General features: G+C 57.3%; 18 protein-coding genes, 1 tRNA gene and 1 pseudogene. 7 read left to right on the top strand and 13 right to left on the bottom strand.

The annotated features are described in order from the left end of the window. Positions 1 to 493: pseudogene (locus PSTU_RS21020) on the bottom strand (hypothetical protein); the annotation flags it as partial. A 168-nt stretch (positions 494 to 661) separates the two neighbouring features. On the opposite strand from PSTU_RS21020, the gene PSTU_RS0119605 reads away from it, so the two are divergent. Then, a complete protein-coding gene (locus PSTU_RS0119605; RefSeq protein ID WP_019342725.1) occupies positions 662 to 883 on the top strand; it encodes a DUF2835 domain-containing protein in 222 nt (73 codons plus the stop codon). 104 nt (positions 884 to 987) lie between these two features. Beyond that, the gene (locus tag PSTU_RS0119600; protein WP_019342724.1) at positions 988 to 2,028 is read left to right on the top strand and encodes a quinone-dependent dihydroorotate dehydrogenase; all 1,041 of its coding nucleotides are present in this window, start codon (positions 988 to 990) and stop codon (positions 2,026 to 2,028) included. A 90-nt stretch (positions 2,029 to 2,118) separates the two neighbouring features. On the opposite strand, the gene rmf is transcribed toward PSTU_RS0119600, so the two are convergent. Then, complete coding sequence (gene rmf, locus PSTU_RS21435; RefSeq protein ID WP_019342723.1) at positions 2,119 to 2,334, bottom strand: ribosome modulation factor; 216 nt, start codon at positions 2,332 to 2,334, stop codon at positions 2,119 to 2,121. Between the two features lie 352 nt (positions 2,335 to 2,686). Here rmf and rlmKL point away from each other — a divergent pair, with 352 nt between their 5' ends. Further along, positions 2,687 to 4,867, top strand: a complete 2,181-nt coding sequence (gene rlmKL, locus PSTU_RS0119590) for a bifunctional 23S rRNA (guanine(2069)-N(7))-methyltransferase RlmK/23S rRNA (guanine(2445)-N(2))-methyltransferase RlmL (RefSeq protein WP_019342722.1) — start codon at positions 2,687 to 2,689, stop codon at positions 4,865 to 4,867. Positions 4,868 to 4,979: 112 nt separating this feature from the next. Here the strand turns inward: rlmKL and dacB are convergent, their stop codons facing one another. Next, on the bottom strand, positions 4,980 to 6,488 hold the full coding sequence (gene dacB / locus PSTU_RS0119585; protein ID WP_019342721.1) for a D-alanyl-D-alanine carboxypeptidase/D-alanyl-D-alanine-endopeptidase: 1,509 nt from the start codon (positions 6,486 to 6,488) through the stop codon (positions 4,980 to 4,982). Between the two features lie 234 nt (positions 6,489 to 6,722). On the opposite strand from dacB, the gene PSTU_RS0119580 reads away from it, so the two are divergent. Next, positions 6,723 to 7,067 (top strand): YggL family protein, encoded by a 345-nt coding sequence (locus PSTU_RS0119580; protein WP_019342720.1) that lies wholly within the window; start codon positions 6,723 to 6,725, stop codon positions 7,065 to 7,067. Here the strand turns inward: PSTU_RS0119580 and PSTU_RS0119575 are convergent. From PSTU_RS0119575 to PSTU_RS0119550, 6 genes are all read right to left on the bottom strand, one after another. Further along, a complete protein-coding gene (locus PSTU_RS0119575; RefSeq protein WP_029404886.1) occupies positions 7,057 to 8,151 on the bottom strand; it encodes an FUSC family protein in 1,095 nt (364 codons plus the stop codon). The two genes, PSTU_RS0119580 and PSTU_RS0119575, sit on opposite strands and share 11 nt — an antisense overlap. A gap of 5 nt (positions 8,152 to 8,156) precedes the next feature. After that, positions 8,157 to 9,488, bottom strand: a complete 1,332-nt coding sequence (locus tag PSTU_RS0119570) for a deoxyguanosinetriphosphate triphosphohydrolase (protein WP_019342718.1) — start codon at positions 9,486 to 9,488, stop codon at positions 8,157 to 8,159. 189 nt (positions 9,489 to 9,677) lie between these two features. Further along, the gene (locus tag PSTU_RS22130) at positions 9,678 to 9,980 is read right to left on the bottom strand and encodes a hypothetical protein (RefSeq protein ID WP_019342717.1); all 303 of its coding nucleotides are present in this window, start codon (positions 9,978 to 9,980) and stop codon (positions 9,678 to 9,680) included. Continuing rightward, positions 9,977 to 10,357, bottom strand: a complete 381-nt coding sequence (locus PSTU_RS0119560) for a phage holin family protein (protein ID WP_019342716.1) — start codon at positions 10,355 to 10,357, stop codon at positions 9,977 to 9,979. Before PSTU_RS0119560 ends, PSTU_RS22130 begins: the two co-directional genes overlap by 4 nt. A 20-nt stretch (positions 10,358 to 10,377) precedes the next feature. Then, positions 10,378 to 10,782 carry a DUF883 family protein gene (locus PSTU_RS0119555; protein WP_029404885.1) on the bottom strand — a complete coding sequence of 135 codons (405 nt, stop codon included), beginning with the start codon at positions 10,780 to 10,782 and terminating at the stop codon, positions 10,378 to 10,380. 224 nt (positions 10,783 to 11,006) lie between these two features. Beyond that, positions 11,007 to 12,266, bottom strand: coding sequence for an OprD family porin (locus tag PSTU_RS0119550; protein WP_019342714.1), 1,260 nt, complete (start codon positions 12,264 to 12,266; stop codon positions 11,007 to 11,009). Between the two features lie 407 nt (positions 12,267 to 12,673). On the opposite strand from PSTU_RS0119550, the gene PSTU_RS0119545 reads away from it, so the two are divergent. Beyond that, positions 12,674 to 12,916, top strand: coding sequence for a glutaredoxin family protein (locus PSTU_RS0119545; protein ID WP_019342713.1), 243 nt, complete (start codon positions 12,674 to 12,676; stop codon positions 12,914 to 12,916). A 173-nt stretch (positions 12,917 to 13,089) separates the two neighbouring features. Here PSTU_RS0119545 and PSTU_RS0119540 read toward each other — a convergent pair. From PSTU_RS0119540 to mobA, 3 genes are all read right to left on the bottom strand, one after another. Continuing rightward, positions 13,090 to 13,166, bottom strand: a tRNA-Pro gene (locus tag PSTU_RS0119540). Positions 13,167 to 13,272: 106 nt separating this feature from the next. Continuing rightward, positions 13,273 to 13,494 (bottom strand): YgdI/YgdR family lipoprotein, encoded by a 222-nt coding sequence (locus PSTU_RS0119535; protein WP_019342712.1) that lies wholly within the window; start codon positions 13,492 to 13,494, stop codon positions 13,273 to 13,275. A gap of 45 nt (positions 13,495 to 13,539) precedes the next feature. Continuing rightward, the gene (mobA, locus tag PSTU_RS0119530; RefSeq protein ID WP_019342711.1) at positions 13,540 to 14,142 is read right to left on the bottom strand and encodes a molybdenum cofactor guanylyltransferase MobA; all 603 of its coding nucleotides are present in this window, start codon (positions 14,140 to 14,142) and stop codon (positions 13,540 to 13,542) included. Positions 14,143 to 14,584: 442 nt separating this feature from the next. Here mobA and PSTU_RS0119525 point away from each other — a divergent pair, with 442 nt between their 5' ends. Further along, positions 14,585 to 15,616 carry an acyltransferase family protein gene (locus PSTU_RS0119525; protein WP_019342710.1) on the top strand — a complete coding sequence of 344 codons (1,032 nt, stop codon included), beginning with the start codon at positions 14,585 to 14,587 and terminating at the stop codon, positions 15,614 to 15,616. Positions 15,617 to 15,704: 88 nt separating this feature from the next. On the opposite strand, the gene PSTU_RS0119520 is transcribed toward PSTU_RS0119525, so the two are convergent. Beyond that, positions 15,705 to 16,007: an I78 family peptidase inhibitor gene (locus tag PSTU_RS0119520; RefSeq protein WP_019342709.1), complete on the bottom strand. Its 303-nt coding sequence runs from the start codon at positions 16,005 to 16,007 to the stop codon at positions 15,705 to 15,707. A gap of 162 nt (positions 16,008 to 16,169) precedes the next feature. Between PSTU_RS0119520 and PSTU_RS0119515 the strand changes: the two genes are divergently transcribed. Continuing rightward, positions 16,170 to 16,471, top strand: a 302-nt coding sequence (locus PSTU_RS0119515; protein WP_019342708.1) for a PA2779 family protein, incomplete at its 3' end; no start/stop codon positions are given.

Below are 16,471 nucleotides of genomic sequence, written 5' to 3'. Positions count from 1 at the left end.
TGGTTTGGCGAAGCTCTATGGGGGCCTGTTTCAGGAATTCGGGCAATGCGGTGGTGATGGTCCGCAGGAAATCCTTGTAGCTGATGATGCGTAACTGGCGGCAAGCTGGAGTGGCCGCGAATGCTTCGAATGTCGGATAGGTCGCTTCGTCGAGGCTTTGCCCGCCGAGCCCATCAACCTGTCGTAAATCGAGTGATGAGTAGGTGCTTCGCTCCTGGCGCACAAGCCGCGTCAGCGCAGCGTGGGCCCTGGCCTTGTCTTCCTGAATCGGGCCGGAGAGGGCACTTCTCGGTAAATCGACGAATCGCTGCAGACAAGGACCATCCTGCCAGAAGATGCTCGGCGCCTGCTCGGAGAGCGGAGTAAAAGGCAAGCTGATCTGGCTGGCGTGCTCGAGAATCTGACGCGGCGATTTGCCGGTCAATCCAAGGCGTTGGGCAAATCTGGCGATTCGGGAATTCACGGGCGGCATCGGCTCGGGCAGGTCCATCATGATAGATGAACGCATGGGGCAACGGCCGAAGTGTGGCAGAGCCGCTCCGGCTGTGCACCGTATTTGCCGCGCTTTTGTTTGTCGAATTGGGTAATGAGCAGCAGTGTTAGGTCACTGCCAGATAGCCGGTGTGGCAAAATCGCTGCGCTGATCAATGAGGAAGCCTCCATGCCAAGCCTCTTGCTGGATATTGCACTGCCCGCCGATAAGTTGTTGGCGGTTTATCAGGGGCGGGCCAATCGTATCCTGATCAAAAGCCGGGAAGGAACGAGCGTCAGCTTGCCGGCATATCATCTGCGTCCCTTTCTGACAGCGGCCGGCGTGTTTGGTTCATTTGAAATGGAGTTTGCTCCGGAGGGCAAACTGATCCGGCTGCGCCGGGTCGGCTAGCCTTGCGTCGAGCGATTCTTTCAAGGGCGCCTACGTTGTGCCCGCTGCGCGCAATGCCCGCCTGCTATACTCTCGCGCCACACTTTCCAGGATCTAGGCTGCGCATGTATAACCTGGCCCGCCAGCTACTTTTCAAGTTTACGCCCGAGACCTCTCACGAGTTGTCGCTCGATCTGATTGGCGCGGGTGGCCGTCTAGGCCTTAACGCCATGTTGAATAAATCGCCGGCGAGCTTGCCGGTGCGGGTGATGGGGTTGGACTTCCCGAACCCGGTGGGCCTGGCGGCCGGGCTGGACAAGAACGGCGAAGCGATTTGCGGAATGTCGCAGCTGGGATTCGGATTTGTCGAAGTGGGTACCGTGACGCCGAGAGCGCAACCGGGCAACCCCAAGCCACGTATCTTTCGGTTGCCCGAGGCGGAAGCCATCATCAACCGTATGGGCTTCAACAATCACGGCGTTGACGCGCTGTTGGAACGGGTCGATGCGGCGCGTTTCAAGGGCATTCTGGGCATCAACATCGGCAAGAACTTCGATACGCCGGTTGAGCGCGCTCAGGATGACTACTTGCTATGCCTGGACAAGGTCTATCACCAGGCGAGTTACGTCACCGTAAACGTCAGTTCGCCCAATACTCCGGGGCTGCGCAGTCTGCAGTTCGGCGACTCGCTCAAGCAACTTCTCGATGCGCTAGGTCAGCGCCGTGAAGACCTTGAAGTGCTCCATGGAAAGCGTGTGCCGCTGGCCATCAAGATCGCGCCCGACATGACCGATGAGGAAATCAAGCTGGTTGCCGAAGCGGTGTTCCAGGCCGGTATGGATGCCGTCATTGCGACCAACACGACGCTTGGCCGTGAGGGTGTGGCGGGGCTTGCGCACGGTGACGAAGCGGGTGGGCTTTCCGGCGCCCCGGTTCGAGAGAAAAGCACCCATACCGTTCGTGTGCTGGCAGAAACCCTGGCGGGCAGGCTGCCTATCATCGCGGTCGGTGGTATTACGCAAGGGCGTCATGCAGCAGAGAAGATCGAGGCCGGAGCCAGCCTGGTGCAGCTTTACACCGGCTTCATCTACAAGGGCCCTGCGCTGATTCGCGAGGCTGTGGATGCCATCGCTGCGCTGCAGTCTCATAAGAAAGTGAACAGTTAATCTGAGCTTTGGTGGGGCCCCCGATGGGAGCCCCGGGCCTCAAGCCCGCCGCCCGGATGGGGCGTGCCAGTCGAAGTCGGTGTGATTGTGTCAGCCGACCGCGTGAAGTTCGTTCAATCGATGAAGGCCGGCTGTGCCGGTCAGACCGTCCCAGTTGTCGCCGCGACCCTCCCGCCAGCCGTTAATCCAGGCTTGGCGTACTTCGGGATGAGAAAAAGGACAGAGATCGCGAGATTTACCGTGTATGCCATGTTGATAACCGCGTAGAAATGCTCGTTCCATCGGATCACGCTTGAGTCTTCTCATTGGGTATTGCCCTCAGTGGTTGACTGGTGTTTCCGTTGTCCTCATGGCGAGGTCGGCAGATAGACTGCCAGCGAAGCCCGCTGCCGGCGTGGCGGGGTTCTTCCAGCATCGTTGCGATGCGGGACTGAGTCGAGTTCTAACCTAATGACTGCAAAGCGGGAATGATCGTTTTGAAATAAGTAGGTCACTAAACCGTAGTGCCGCCCATAAGGCAGGCAGGGAGCGCTCCTCGCGCTGCTGATGGGGCACCGCAGCGTCTGCTTCACGACGAAAGACAGTCGGAACCGCGCGATATATCGAAACAAGATCCGGATGGGTGCCCCACTGGATCGAATAATTGACTGGACATGCCATGACTGATCGCCACGAACTTATCCTCACTTGCCCTAAAGGGCTCGAAGGCCTGTTGCTCGAAGAAGCCAAAGAGCTCGGGCTCGAGGAGGCGCGTGAACAAACCGCGGCGATTCGCGGCTTTGCCAGCATGGAGGTAGCCTACCGCTTGTGCCTATGGTCTCGGCTGGCCAACCGAGTGTTGTTGGTCATCGAGCGTTTCGCCACGGTGAATGCCGAAACGCTGTACGAAGGCGTGCACCAGGTCGACTGGGCGGAGCATCTCGCGGCGACAGGTAGCCTGGCGGTCGAGTTCAGCGGTCATGGCTCGGGGATCGACAACACTCACTTCGGGGCTCTGAAGGTTAAGGATGCCATTGTTGATCGGCTCCGCACGGCGACCGGCGAGCGCCCCAGCGTCGACAAGTTGAACCCGGACCTGCGCATCCATCTGCGCTTGGATCGCGGGCAGGCAGTGCTATCCCTGGACCTGTCCGGACACAGCCTGCACCAGCGTGGTTACCGGCTCCAGCAGGGCGCGGCACCGCTCAAGGAGAACCTTGCTGCAGCCGTGCTGATCCGTGCGGGTTGGCCGCGCATCGCTGCTGCGGGCGGCGCTCTGACCGACCCGATGTGTGGCGTCGGCACATTCCTTGTCGAAGGCGCAATGATGGCGGCGAACATTGCCCCCAACCTTCGCCGTGAGCGCTGGGGGTTCAGCGCCTGGCTCGGACATGTGCCGGCGCTGTGGAATCGCCTGCATGCCGAAGCCCAGGCGCGTGCCGAGGCGGGCATGGCCCGACCGCCGCTGTGGATCCGAGGTTACGAGGCGGACCCGCGTCTGATTCAGCCGGCTAAAAACAACATCGAGCGTGCCGGTCTGGCGGGTTGGATCCGGGTTTATCAGGGTGATGTGGCGACGTTCGAACCTCGACCTGACCAGCACCAGAAAGGTCTGGTTATCTGTAACCCCCCCTATGGCGAGCGTCTGGGCGATGAGGCAAGTCTGGTCTATCTGTATCAGAACCTCGGAGAGCGACTGCGTCAGGCCTGTCTCGGCTGGGAAGCCGCGGTGCTGACATCTGCCCCTGACCTGGGTAAGCGAATGGGTATCCGCAGCCACAAGCAATACGCTTTCTGGAACGGTGCACTGCCTTGCAAGCTCTTGTTGATCAAGGTCGAACTGGATCAGTTCGTTACTGGCCAGCGAACGGTCACCGCTGACTCCAAGAATGAAGAAAAACCTGTGGCAGAATTGGCGCGCCTCAGTGAAGGCGGCCAGATGTTCGCCAACCGGCTGCAGAAAAATCTGAAGCAGCTCGGCAAATGGGCTCGTAAGCAAGGCATTCAGTGCTACCGCCTATACGATGCAGACATGCCCGAATATGCCTTGGCGATTGATCTGTACGGCGACTGGGTGCATGTGCAGGAATATGCTCCACCACGGTCGATCGATCCGGAGAAAGCTCAGGCACGACTCTATGACGCCCTCGGCGCTATCCCACAGGCGTTGGGTATCTCCCAGGACCGAGTGGTAGTCAAGCGTCGCGAACGTCAGAGCGGAACGCGGCAGTACGAGCGCCAAGCCAGCCAAGGCGCATTTACCGAGGTCACCGAGGGCGATATCAAACTGTTGGTGAACCTCACCGATTACCTCGATACCGGACTGTTCCTCGACCATCGGCCGATGCGCCTGCGCATCGCGCGGGAAGCGGCCGGCAAGCGCTTCTTGAACCTGTATTGCTACACGGCAACCGCGACGGTTCACGCGGCCAAGGGCGGCGCTCGGAGTACGACGAGTGTCGACCTGTCAAAAACCTACCTGGATTGGGCGCGGCGCAATCTAGCGCTCAACGGCCTGTCGGATCGACAGCGTTTGGAGCAGGCAGACGTCATGGCGTGGTTGGAAGAGGACCGGGGCGAATACGATCTGATTTTCATCGACCCGCCGACGTTCTCCAACTCGAAGCGCATGGAAGGGGTGTTCGATGTCCAGCGCGACCATGTTGCCTTGCTCGACCTGGCGATGGCGAGACTGGCCGCAGGCGGCACGCTGTACTTCTCCAATAACTTTCGTAAATTCGTGCTCGACCCGGGCGTCGCTGAGCGCTACAGGGTGGAGGAGATTACCGGCGCCACTCTGGATGAGGATTTCCGCCGCAACAGCAAGATCCATCGCGCCTGGAAGCTCCAGGCGCGCTGATCGACTCGGCGTTTCGGGATCCGTCGGGATCGCGCTTGATTCGCCGCGGCGGTAATCGAGCGCGGCTGTGTACAGTGCCGGCGACGCTCCAGCGACGCCGGCACTGAGTGGACTAGCGTTGCGCGGTATTTTTGTCGCCGGCACGGTTGTACAGACTAACCAGCACCTGATCCAGCACCGAGGAGGCGCCCCACGGGCGGGGATGGTTGAGTATCGCGACGACGGCCCAGGTATTGCCGTCGTTGTCGCGGCTGTAACCTGCGATTGCCCGCACTGTGTTCAGCGTCCCGGTCTTGACGTGCGCCTTGCCGGCAACCCCTGTATTTCGCAGACGCTTGCGCATGGTGCCGTCCACCGCTGCCAGTGGCATCGATGAGATGAACTCCGCAGCGTACGGGCTTTTCCAGGCGGCTTGCAGCAGGTTGGCCAACTCCCGTGCGCTGACACGTTCGGCCCGCGACAGGCCTGAGCCGTTCTCGATGACCAAGTGCGGCGAAATCAACCCCTTCTTCGCCAGCCACTGACGGATCACACGCTGTGCCGCCATTGAATCGTCAGCATCCGCTTCGTTACGAAACTCAGCACCCAGGCTCAGGAATAGCTGTTTTGCCATGGTGTTGTTGCTGTACTTGTTGATGTCGCGAATGATCTCGACCAGATCTGGCGAATAGGCTCGCGCAATCATCTTGGCGTCCTTGGCCACCGGCGCCACTCGATCGTTGCCGAGGATCGTGCCGCCAAGCTCCTTCCAGATCGCCCGGACGGCACCGGCGGCGTAGCGCTGATGATCGAGCACCGACAGGTAAGTCTGTCCGCTGCACCCTGCCGGGAGCTTGCCCGTGACCACTACGGTTACCCCTTTATCGTTTTCGATCGGGTTGTAGCGGATCTCGGGCCATCCGGGGCATTTGGCTTTTGGCAGCGCCTGGATACGATTGTCGATCTGAACCGTAGCGATTGGCGGCTCGACCAAGACCTTCACATTTCCCCCATCGTTGCGGGCGATGAAGCGAAGTGCCTTGAGATTGACCAATAACGCATCCGGTCCGACCAGGAAGGGTTTGTTCTTGTCATTGCCGTCGTCGTCGAATACCGGCAACGTCGGTTGCACGAAATGGCTGCGGTCGAGGATCAGATCACCTGTAACGGTCTCGACGCCGTTGGCACGCAGGTCTCGCAGCAACAACCAGAGCTTCTCCATGTTGAGCTTCGGATCGCCGCCGCCCTTGAGGTAAAGGTTGCCGTTCAGTGTGCCGTTCGCAATCGGTCCGTCAGCATAGAATTCCGTTTTCCACTGGTGGTTAGGACCCAGCAGTTCCAGTGCGGCGTACGTCGTGACCAGCTTCATGGTCGAGGCTGGGTTAACCGAGACGTCCGCATTGACGAATGTTGGTGATCCGGTGCCGTTGAGCGGCAACATCACTACAGAAAGAGCGCTGGTCTCTATCTTGTTTGTCTTGAGTGCCTGTACCACGCGGGGTGGTAAGGTCTGATTGGCCGTTTCGGCGAAGGCAGGAACCACCAGGGGCAGCGCCAGCGCAGTAGCGACGACACGTGACAGGAACCTGCGGGGCGCGCGGCTCCGATGGGCTGGTGAAGACAGGCTCGGGATCAATGACATAGCGGTTCCCTACAGCGTTCAGGGAAGGGTGGCGGGCTATTATGCCCACGTCCGAGAAGTGACGTGCTTCTCATCCGACAAGCGTAGACGCCTGGTTCTCCTCCCTGCAAACAAAGATAAGCAAGCTCGCACTGTTTCGGAGAGTTGGCCCAACAGGCCGGCCCTGCAATCGCACAAGCCTCCCGTTGCTGTTAGAGTGCGCGCCGTCATCATCGATATATAAGGACCGAATCAATGGCTACCAATCGCTCGCGTCGTTTGCGCAAAAAACTGTGTGTCGACGAATTCCAGGAATTGGGTTTCGAGGTCACTCTGACCTACCGTGACGGGCTGGAGGCCAAGGCAGTCGATGCGTTTCTTGAAGCCTTTCTGAACGAAGCCATCGAAATCAATGGCCTGGGCTATATCGGCGGCGAAGATTACGGTTTCGTCTGCCTTGCCAGTCGCGGCTCGGTCAGCGAAGAGCAGCGCGGTCAGGTCGAGGCTTGGCTCAAGGGCCGCAACGAACTGTCCGAATTCAATGTGAGCCCGCTGATGGACGTTTGGTACCCGGAAAACGAGATCAACGCTAAGGCATGATCGAGTCATCCCTGCCCTGATCGGTTGCGGCTGTTTGCCTGGACCTGCGCAATGCAATCCGGGTGATCAGCCGACGCAGCAAGTACATGAGTAAGGTAGCCCCTAGCGCTACGCCGACTCCGAGAGCAGCATTGATTAGGCGCAACTGTGGCAAACCCCAGTCTTGCGCCAGCGTTTCGGCCAGCAGAACAAAGCTCAGGGTCGTCTGCAGAACAAATAATCCATAGTGATGTGCCTGGAATGCCCGGCTGAGCATGACCAGTGGCAACATGATCATGACCATCATTGGCGGGTCCGCGAGGCTGTGGCCCATGTAGATCAGCACGGCTGCCGCGCAGAAAATCCCGATGCTGGCCTGTAGGGCGCGCACGACGCTGCGCTGAAGGTCCATCTGCAATGAGGTGAATACTGCAAGTGTCAACCAGTAGCCTCGTGGCAGATCTGCAAGGGTTACGATCAGGCCGCCAATCGCGGCTGCCAGGATGTAGGTGATCGCGTGCAGGCGCCATTGGCGAATCGGTGTTCGCCGAGCGCGACGACGCAGGACTTTCAACAGGCTCAACAGGCGTGGCATGTAAGGCCACATACGCAGGCCATGGATGCCTCGGAGACCGAACGCCAGAAGCGTGACCCAAAGCCCGCCCAAGGCGAACAGCGCGGCAATTGCCTGAGGATTGTTGAAGTCGCCGATGCCATGCTGACCCTGGCCCAGGCACAAGCAGATCGCCAAGCCTATGCCGAGCTTACCGGCCTCGCTGCCATATCGTTGCAGCCACGCTAGCAACAAGCCGTAAAAGGCAAACAGTCCGAGGCTGATAAGCGGGTGGGTGGCTGACCAGAAACCGAGCCCGGCGCTACCAGCGCCAAGCCCGATCAAAAGCAGCATTCGCAACATGCCGAGGCGGTGAAGCGGGTTCGCCTTAGCTGCCTGGAACGCGCCAACCGTCGCCCAAAGAAAGCCGGGATGCCCGCTAAATAACCCGAGCAGCAAGGGTAGGGCGCAACCCAGACCCGCGACCGCGGCCGCACCCCAGGCGGGGCGGCCAGGCTGCCAGCCGATAAGCTTCCATAGCGACTTTTTCATCAGGCTCACGTCGGGCTCGAGCGTCCGGTCATCTCGCCGGCCATCTCGGTCGCGTAGCTGTCCGTCATGCCAGCGATGAAATCGATCATTCGAACAAATGCCTGATACAGGGACCAGTCAGGGTCTGGCGCGTTGTTTCCGAGCAGATCCAGGATGCGACGATTCTTGAACGACAGCGTGCGACCTCCATGTTGTTCCAGCGCTGCACCACAGAAGGCATTAAGCAGTATTTCAAGCGTGGTATAGGCGCCAATCTCATGCAGCGTCTTGCGTTTGTCCTGGAAAATCTTTTCCCGGGCCATCGCCTTGGCCTGCAGGACGCATTGTTTGGCTGGACCATGCATATGCTCGACTAAGTCGCCGGCCAGGCTACCTGTCAGCAGGGCTTGCTGTTGTTCGACGAACGCTTCTGCAGCAGCATTCGTGAGATGTTCGATGGCCTTGCCTCTGAGGATGGCCAGCTTGCGTCGTCGTGAGCCTTCCGGGCCGAGCTGCCGGTAAGTCTCAGGCACGTCATCGCCCACCAGATTCAGCAGCAAGGCTTCCACCTCGGCATATTCCAGAAGATCCATCTCAAGCCCATCTTCGAGATCGATGAGCCCGTAGCAGATATCGTCCGCAGCCTCCATCAGGTACACCAGGGGATGACGCGCCCAGCGTTGTTCGTCCAGCTTTGGAAGGCCGAGCTTAGTCGCTATCTGTTCAAGTAACGGCAGTTCGCTTTGGTAGCAACCAAACTTGTGCTTCTTGTATCCGAGCGCCTCAGCATGACGCGACGTCCATGGATATTTCAGGTAGGTGCCGAGCGTTGCATAGGTAAGCCGTGTGCCGCCGTCGAACTGATGGTACTCAAGCTGGGTCAGTACGCGGAATCCTTGGGCGTTACCCTCGAAATTCAGAAAGTCGGCTCGCTCGGCATCGCTCATATCATCCAGCCAGCCACGCCCGGCCGCCTGTTGAAACCAATGGCGAATAGCGTCCTCACCCGAATGTCCGAACGGCGGATTGCCGATGTCATGGGCGAGGCAGGCGGACTGGATGATCATCCCAAGGTCGGCCGGACTGCACCAGACTGGCATGTCATCGCGAAGAACTTCACCCACACGCATGCCGAGCGAGCGACCAACGCAGCTAACCTCCAGCGAGTGGGTAAGGCGCGTGTGAATGTGGTCATTGCTTGAGACTGGATGCACCTGAGTCTTGCGTCCGAGCCTGCGGAATGCACCAGAAAAGATGATCCTGTCGTGATCCTTATGAAACGGACTTCGACCAAGCTCTTCATTGCTGTGTACAGACTTACCGAGCCGCTCTCGATTAAGCAGCGTGTGCCAGTCCAAAGAGCAACCTCCTTGATGTCGCCAGTGCGAGCGCTTGCCCAGCGCAGCAGATCTCTAAGGCAGACGCAACCGTACAGCTGGTGACCATCTGCATTGAGCTGTCAGCCTACAGGAGTTGCTGATCGCAAGACTATTCGCATTTTATAAAGGCGTGTATCAGCTGCGTTGCGCACTGAGCACGTTTCGCTGTTAATGCCGCAGTCGGCGGATGAGGGGGTACAGCATCACGCCTACTCTGGCTAGCTTGCCAATCTTGCCCAGCCGGCGGCCAAACAGGGTTAGTCCCAGGGTCGCGGCAATTATCAGCGGGCCCCTCCCATTATGATGCTCCGAGCCTGAATCACGACTCGCGACCATTCCTTTGATTCGCTGGAAGGGGTGAGCTAACGGCTGTGAGTGATATAGAACTTGTTGGCGATGCATTTCCATGCGCAAGCGAACTAGGTCCTTGCGCATGGCTAAATCGCTGGAACTACTGAGTGGAAGGCTCATGGCAATAAACGCTCCCTATTGCGGGCCAATTCGTCGACCGTCGCTTGGAAAGGCGAGATGCTTTCTTTCGCAATACCTATGGCGCGGCTGATGCAAACGGCCAGCACAGCCGCGTAGATAGCGCAGAGAACCAGAATTGCAGCAATAGGGTTACTGTCCCAGAAGGCAATCACGATAGCCGCTGAAAGCCCAACGAGTATCAACAGCCCGAGGATCAAGCTGATACTGGCTAGGAGAAACAGCTTGAATACTCGGGCTCGCTCTTCCTGGATCTCAATTCCGATGAGCTCCAGATGCCCTTGGACGAGTCCAGCCAGCGCGCTGCCCATCTTTTTGATGGACGGCGCCGGGGCGTCGTCAGCGTGTCTGGTTTCCATTGGATCCGTTCCCCACATTATTAACGGCGGGTGATCAGGCCGAAGAGAAAGCCAACTCCCGCTGCGATCCCGATCGATTGCCATGGGTGAGTATGAACATACTCCTCGGTGCACTGAATAGCCGCCTGGCCCTGTTCTTTCAGGGTGCCTTCTTGGTCCTTGAGCATTTGACGGGCACGACTAAGGTTGGCGTTGATCTTGCCGCGGAGCTCTTCGGTCTGAGTACCGGCCGTATTCTGAGTGTGTTTCAACAGGCGCTCGGTGTCGCCGATGAGGGTGTGGAATTCTTCAATGAGCGCATTCTGAGCCGCCTGCAGGTTGCGGCGGTGGGCTGACTTATTGATTAGAGACGAGGTGTTGGTCCCAGCTGCTCCATCAGGGATGGGCGTGTTGTCGCTGGTGCCAAAAGTCGATTCGGTAGACATCTGCAGTTCCTCTTGAGTCTCGCGGGAACGATAGGTCCCGGCGCCTAGGGTTTCGAGCATGCAGGCGGTACAAGGTTCCCGTTTCGTTTACTCATTTACCGTCAGGTTGTTTTTGAGCGTTGAATCTGTTCGCAGTGATGGTTCGCGATTGATGTACGTGCAAAAAAGAAAACCCGCCGAAGCGGGTTCTCTTTAACTACTGCACTTACATGCTGTAGCCGCTATTACATCAGCGGAATGGTGTAGCTGACGATCAGGCGGTTCTGGTCGATATCTTTGGTGGAGTTGCTACGGTAGGTACCGTTACGCCACTTCACGCCCAGGTTCTTCAGGGTGCCTTCTTGGAACACATAACTGATATCAGTGTTACGTTCCCATTCTTTTCCGTTATTGCCGGTGTTTGTGCCGAAGTCGAAATTATCGCCGGTCACGTATCGGGTCATGAAGGTTAGGCCCGGAATGCCCATTGCTGCGAAGTTGTAGTCGTAACGCGCTTGCCAGGATTTCTCGTCGGCGTTGGCGTAGTCTGCACCGATCATGACGTAGTTGACCAAATAGGGGTCGGTACTGGCGCCGGTATAGGCGAAACCAGTATCTCCGCTCATCTTCTGATAGCCCAATCCGAAGCTATGACCGCTTACCGAGTAAGTTACCATTGCGCCGAAGGCTTTATTGTCAACCGTGGACGAGCCATCGTCGGTCGAACGCGCATAGCGCAGGTCAGTCTTGAGAGACTGGTCTTCGCCAAGCGGTAGGATGTGGATGAGGTTGAACGAGTGCTGTTTGTAGACTTCTTCGAGGTTGCTGTAGTAGTACGCGCCTTTCAGGTTCTTCGTAAACGAATAAGTAGCGCCGCCGAATAGGAAGTCTTCAGGCTTGTCTCCGGTATCACCACCTTTACCGTTGAACTTGAGGTCTTCATAGTTGGTGGAGTCGCGATCGTTTTCCTCAGTCAGATAACCGGCGTCCAAGGTAAGACCATCGATCTCATTGGAGATTATCTGACCGCCCTGAAAGGTCTGTGGCAGCAGGCGTGAGTCGCTACGCGCGATTGCCATATTTTTCGGCTCAATCGTGCCGACTTTCAGTACTGTCTTGGAAATCTTTGCTTTAGCAGTCAGGCCAAGCGATGAAAAATCATCAGGGGCTTCGTTTCCGAACTTGCTCGGCATTAGGCCGGTTCCGGCGGTATCTTCGCTGGAGTACAACTTGAGGCCCAGCAGGCCAAGTGCGTCTACACCAAAACCAACAGTCCCTTCAGTAAAGCCGGACTCGGCTCTGAAAATAAAGCCTTGGCCCCATTCCTCGGATTTCGATTGCGAGGAGCTGGGAACGGACCGGTTATCTCCGTTGAAATAGAAGTTGCGCAGCTCCAAGTTGACTTTGCTGTCGTCAACAAATGCAGCTTGAGCCAGGGTTGGAATAGCCAGTGTTGCTCCCAGAGTGGCAAGGGCCACGCCCCGGGCGATTGGGGTCTTGAGCATTTCTTATTTCTCCTCGTTGGATGATGCTCTGAAGTCGCTCTTTGGCGCTGTGTAATAAAGCACTACGTTTAGTATTTGAGCCCTTAGACCTTAGTCTTTAGGGCTTAAGCGTGAGGCCTTGGTTAGCTGTTCGGATAGCGGTGTCTGAGCCAACTTAACGTGGGTCTCAAGGTCGCTACCGATACGTGCCATAAGCCTTCAGCCCGCGGCTCTGCGGTCGCTTGGGCTGCAGCATCCTAGCCGTTTGCCAGCGTCGCGTCGAATAACAAAGTCAAACCCTCGTTTGAGTGGGCTCAAGGTCACAGTTTTATTAGGAATAGTCCAAAAGAACGAGGTGTTACGGGCAGTCAGCTGCACCGTGACCAGCCTGCTAGAATCGGCCTGCCACTTTTATTGAGCCCTTGATTATGCACCTGCCGGAATGCCAACTATTCGGAACGCTGGGTTGTCACCTCTGTGAGCAAGCCGAGGCTGTAGTGCTGCCGCTCGTGGAGAATGGTTTGCTTGTAGAGCTACTGGATATAGCGGAGCGCCCAGATTGGTTTGACGACTATGGCCTTCGTATACCGGTGCTCCGACGTGTCGATACTGGCGCAGAGCTGGACTGGCCGTTCGAGATAGAGCAAGTCGTCTGGTTCTTGCGGCGCTAATCCGGCAGTTCCGGCGATGCGCAGGCAGCTCGTTGATCGCGTGAAGATTACTGTATGTCAGACGATGCGGTGACGGATCCTCTAGTCCCAGACTAAATCCGACATGTTTTAAGCACAAAAAAACCGGCTTGTGGGCCGGTTTTTTTTCAGGCTAGTTGAGCCTGAGCGGGATATGGTCGGAGCGACTGGATTCGAACCAGCGACCTTCTCGTCCCGAACGAGACGCGCTACCAAGCTGCGCTACGCTCCGAAGCTGGCGCGCATTTTACAGAAAAAGTTTTGCTTCACAAGCGTTTAGCGAGCCCTTTTTTTCCAGCGTCGAGCATGATGCCTGGGTAATTAAAGAAGGCGATGAGCTACAGCTCCTGAACGGTACGAACCTGATCCTTATTTACTCTGCCCGGTTTCCCGTCGATCCCCTCAAACTCATAGAACCCAGCCTCTTCGTCATATTCGGGCTGGTTCAGTGTCTGAATCTCGCGACCGTCATTTAGGGTGATGACGCTGGGGCTCGAGCAGCCGGTAAGGAGCGTCATCCCGATCAGAATGGCCAGAGCGGCGCCGGTAGTTGTACCCATGATGTTTCTCCTCTGTGGTTGCGTCTGTGACGGTGCTCGGCGCAGCTAAGTTCCGCCTGGAGGCGTATGTTGCGAAAGCAGCTCCGGTGAGTTCAGATTGGCCAGGCGCGAGTCGTCTATATGAAGATCAAGTGCGCGTGCTTGTAACGTCAGCAATATCTTCAAATTGCTTCGTTCGCCTTTTTGCCAGGCGCTCTCAATAACGGGGGCGAGGCTAACCGGTATGACGCAGAACAATGGCTCCCATTGGGCGCCTCGTCGGACCATTAACGGCGTGTCAGGCTCTTGTTGCGCCGTTGCGTACAGCTGTATGAGCAGGGCTTCGTCTACCAGGGGTGCGTCGCAGGGCAGCACCATGAGCCATGGGTGGTCAGCCGCTGCGAGACCGGCGCGTATGCCTGCAAGCGGCCCTTGGAAATCCTGGGCGTCATCACCAACCAGCCGGTCGGCAAAGGCCGCGTAACGCGGTTGGTTGCGATTGCACGATATAAGGAGGTCATCGGTAAGGGGGCGGGCGATGCGATGCGGCCATGCCACAAGGGGCCGGCCGTGCCACTCCACGAGACCCTTGTCCCGCCCTCCCATGCGTTGTCCGCGCCCGCCGGCCAATAGCAGGATCGAACAATTCGCCAGCCAGTGTTGAGTCATCGAATACTCCTTTAATCGCCTGTAAAACACCCGGTCGCTCTGTTCAACAACTTCAAGCCTCGGTCGATTCACTTTTCCTACCAGTCGGCTGTCGTTTTGTTGTGTATTGAATAACTGGAGTGGATCGGGCTGGTAGCGCTTGATTCGGGGTCCCCTCGCCAGCGTTGCCAGGACGGGCTGGGAATGGATACGTCCGCAGCTATTTCTGATCAGGCGATTACGTACCTGGAAGTTGCTGCATCGAATCGCCGGTGGTTAGGGGCTTTGATTGGATTGAGGTCCATGCACGCCGAGCGGCCGGGTTTGCGGCAATACGTCGGCTAATGTGGATCGCTCGCCGGAGAGCGACAAACGGATCGGATTTTTCACTGTCTACCTTTCCCATCTTCGCCAAATTTGGCTCCGATGTGTCTGGTCTTGCCCATAACCAAGGAGAAATATGATGCAGGAGAGAAATGCCTGGGTCGATTACGCCAAAGCCATTGGGATCATTCTTGTGGTCTACGGTCATGTTGCGCGTGGGGTCTTCAACGCCGGTTTGCCGATGGATAAGGGCGAGTACCTTCTCGTTGATAGTGTCATCTACAGCTTTCACATGCCCCTGTTCTTTTTCCTGTCGGGTTTGTTTTTTTACGACTCGCTCGTAAAGCGTGGGAAAGCTGGACTGGTCATCAACAAGGTGGACACTGTTGTCTACCCATTTATCGTTTGGTCACTTCTGCAGGGGCTGACAGAAGTAGTGCTGTCAAATTATACGAACGGTGACGTCACGTTAGGGCAGGTGTTCTCGCTGCTTTGGTCCCCACGAGCGCAGTTCTGGTTTCTTTACGCGCTGTTCTTGGTTTTTGTTGTCTGTTCCTTGGTTTACGCCAAGGCGGACCGCCGTTACTTTCTCCCCCTTTTGCTGGTCTTTGGTGTGCTTTATGTGCTCAGCCGAGACCTGGCCGCTGGCAGTATCGGTAAGTTTATTTTCGGTAATGCCGTGTTTTTTGCGCTCGGTATCTGGTTCAACGAGATCAAGGCATATTTCCTCGCCCGTTATGTCCCTCTCACTTTGTTGCTCGGGACATCATTCGTAATCGGGCAGTATCTGTTTCACGTGACGTTCGGCTTGAATTGGGAGGTGGGTGGCTTGCCAGGGCTTGCGCTGGCGACTGTTTCGATCCTGTTTGTGGTCGCCTTGTCGATGTGGCTCGGTCGGGTTCGCATAGGCTGGCTGCTGTTTATCGGCGCTTCATCGATGACGATCTACCTGATGCATATTCTTGCGGGTAGCGGCATCCGGGTGATCCTTGCCAGCTTCATGGGCATTGATTCCATAGCTGTCCATTTAATAGTCGGAACTCTGGTCGGGCTTGCTGCTCCGTTGCTCGCTCAGATGATCATCAAGCGGTACGACCTGTCCTTTCTGTTAGCTCCGCCGAAGTCGTTTTCGGCAACCAGTTGGCGGGCACGTAGGGCGGTGGCGCATTGAGCGGGCAGATGGCAGACGTGATGGCTGTTCTTGCCTGTTTGCCGGCTGTGTCGTTTGCGACCAGTATCCGAAAGGCTTCGTCGTTCCCTTAACCACAGCTGATTCGTTGAATGTTCAGCGATTCGTCTGTCGTTAGTGTCAGCCGTTGTGCGTTGTATTCCAGCGTGACGATATCGCCCGGCCGAATGATGCGAGCCGTTACGGCGCCGCTCTTGCGACGTGCCTGATCGAGAAGCGCCGGGCTGGCCTGCTCGCCAACAAGTGCCTGAAGAGAAGAGGCGTCACATTGAGCGGCGCTACCTTCAGTCGCCTGTAGTGTGTCGAGCGAAGCCTGACAGCCAATCAGTATGGCGCTGCATGCCATCAGGGCGACCGAGCGGATGAGTTTCATAACTTCTCCTTCGTATTGACATCAGTAATAACAATCCCGGGTCGGCATGGATGTCTAAACCATAGCGACAAGGGAACTGGCGGAACAGCGGGGCCGTCTTACTTCTGACGGCCTGTCGCAAATTGCGCTGGGCTACCGAACAAAAAGATAAGGAGTTCCGCCATGTTCAACTCGCCCATGATGAAGCGTGTGGCCAGCCTGTTGGCCGTGATGCATTTCATGTTGTTTGCACAGATCCCATTGGCCCAGGCGGCAATGATCGGCACCCCGGAAATTATCGCCGATCAACAGCAGCAGGTGGATCGCCAGCAATTGTTAACAATGCTTGAAGATGAAGACGTCCAGAAGAAGCTCGTGGCGATGGGTGTCGAGCGTGATCAGGTCGAGCAGCGAATCAACAGCCTGACTCCGGCGGAACTCTCGCAATTCAACCAGCAGCTAGATCAGGCGCCGGCTGGTGCGGG

The organism is Stutzerimonas stutzeri SDM-LAC, from assembly GCF_000235745.1.
In the GTDB taxonomy this organism is placed as follows: domain Bacteria; phylum Pseudomonadota; class Gammaproteobacteria; order Pseudomonadales; family Pseudomonadaceae; genus Stutzerimonas; species Stutzerimonas stutzeri_H.
The sequence above is the reverse complement of the archived record's forward strand: the minus strand, read 5'-3'. Positions and strand labels throughout refer to the sequence as shown.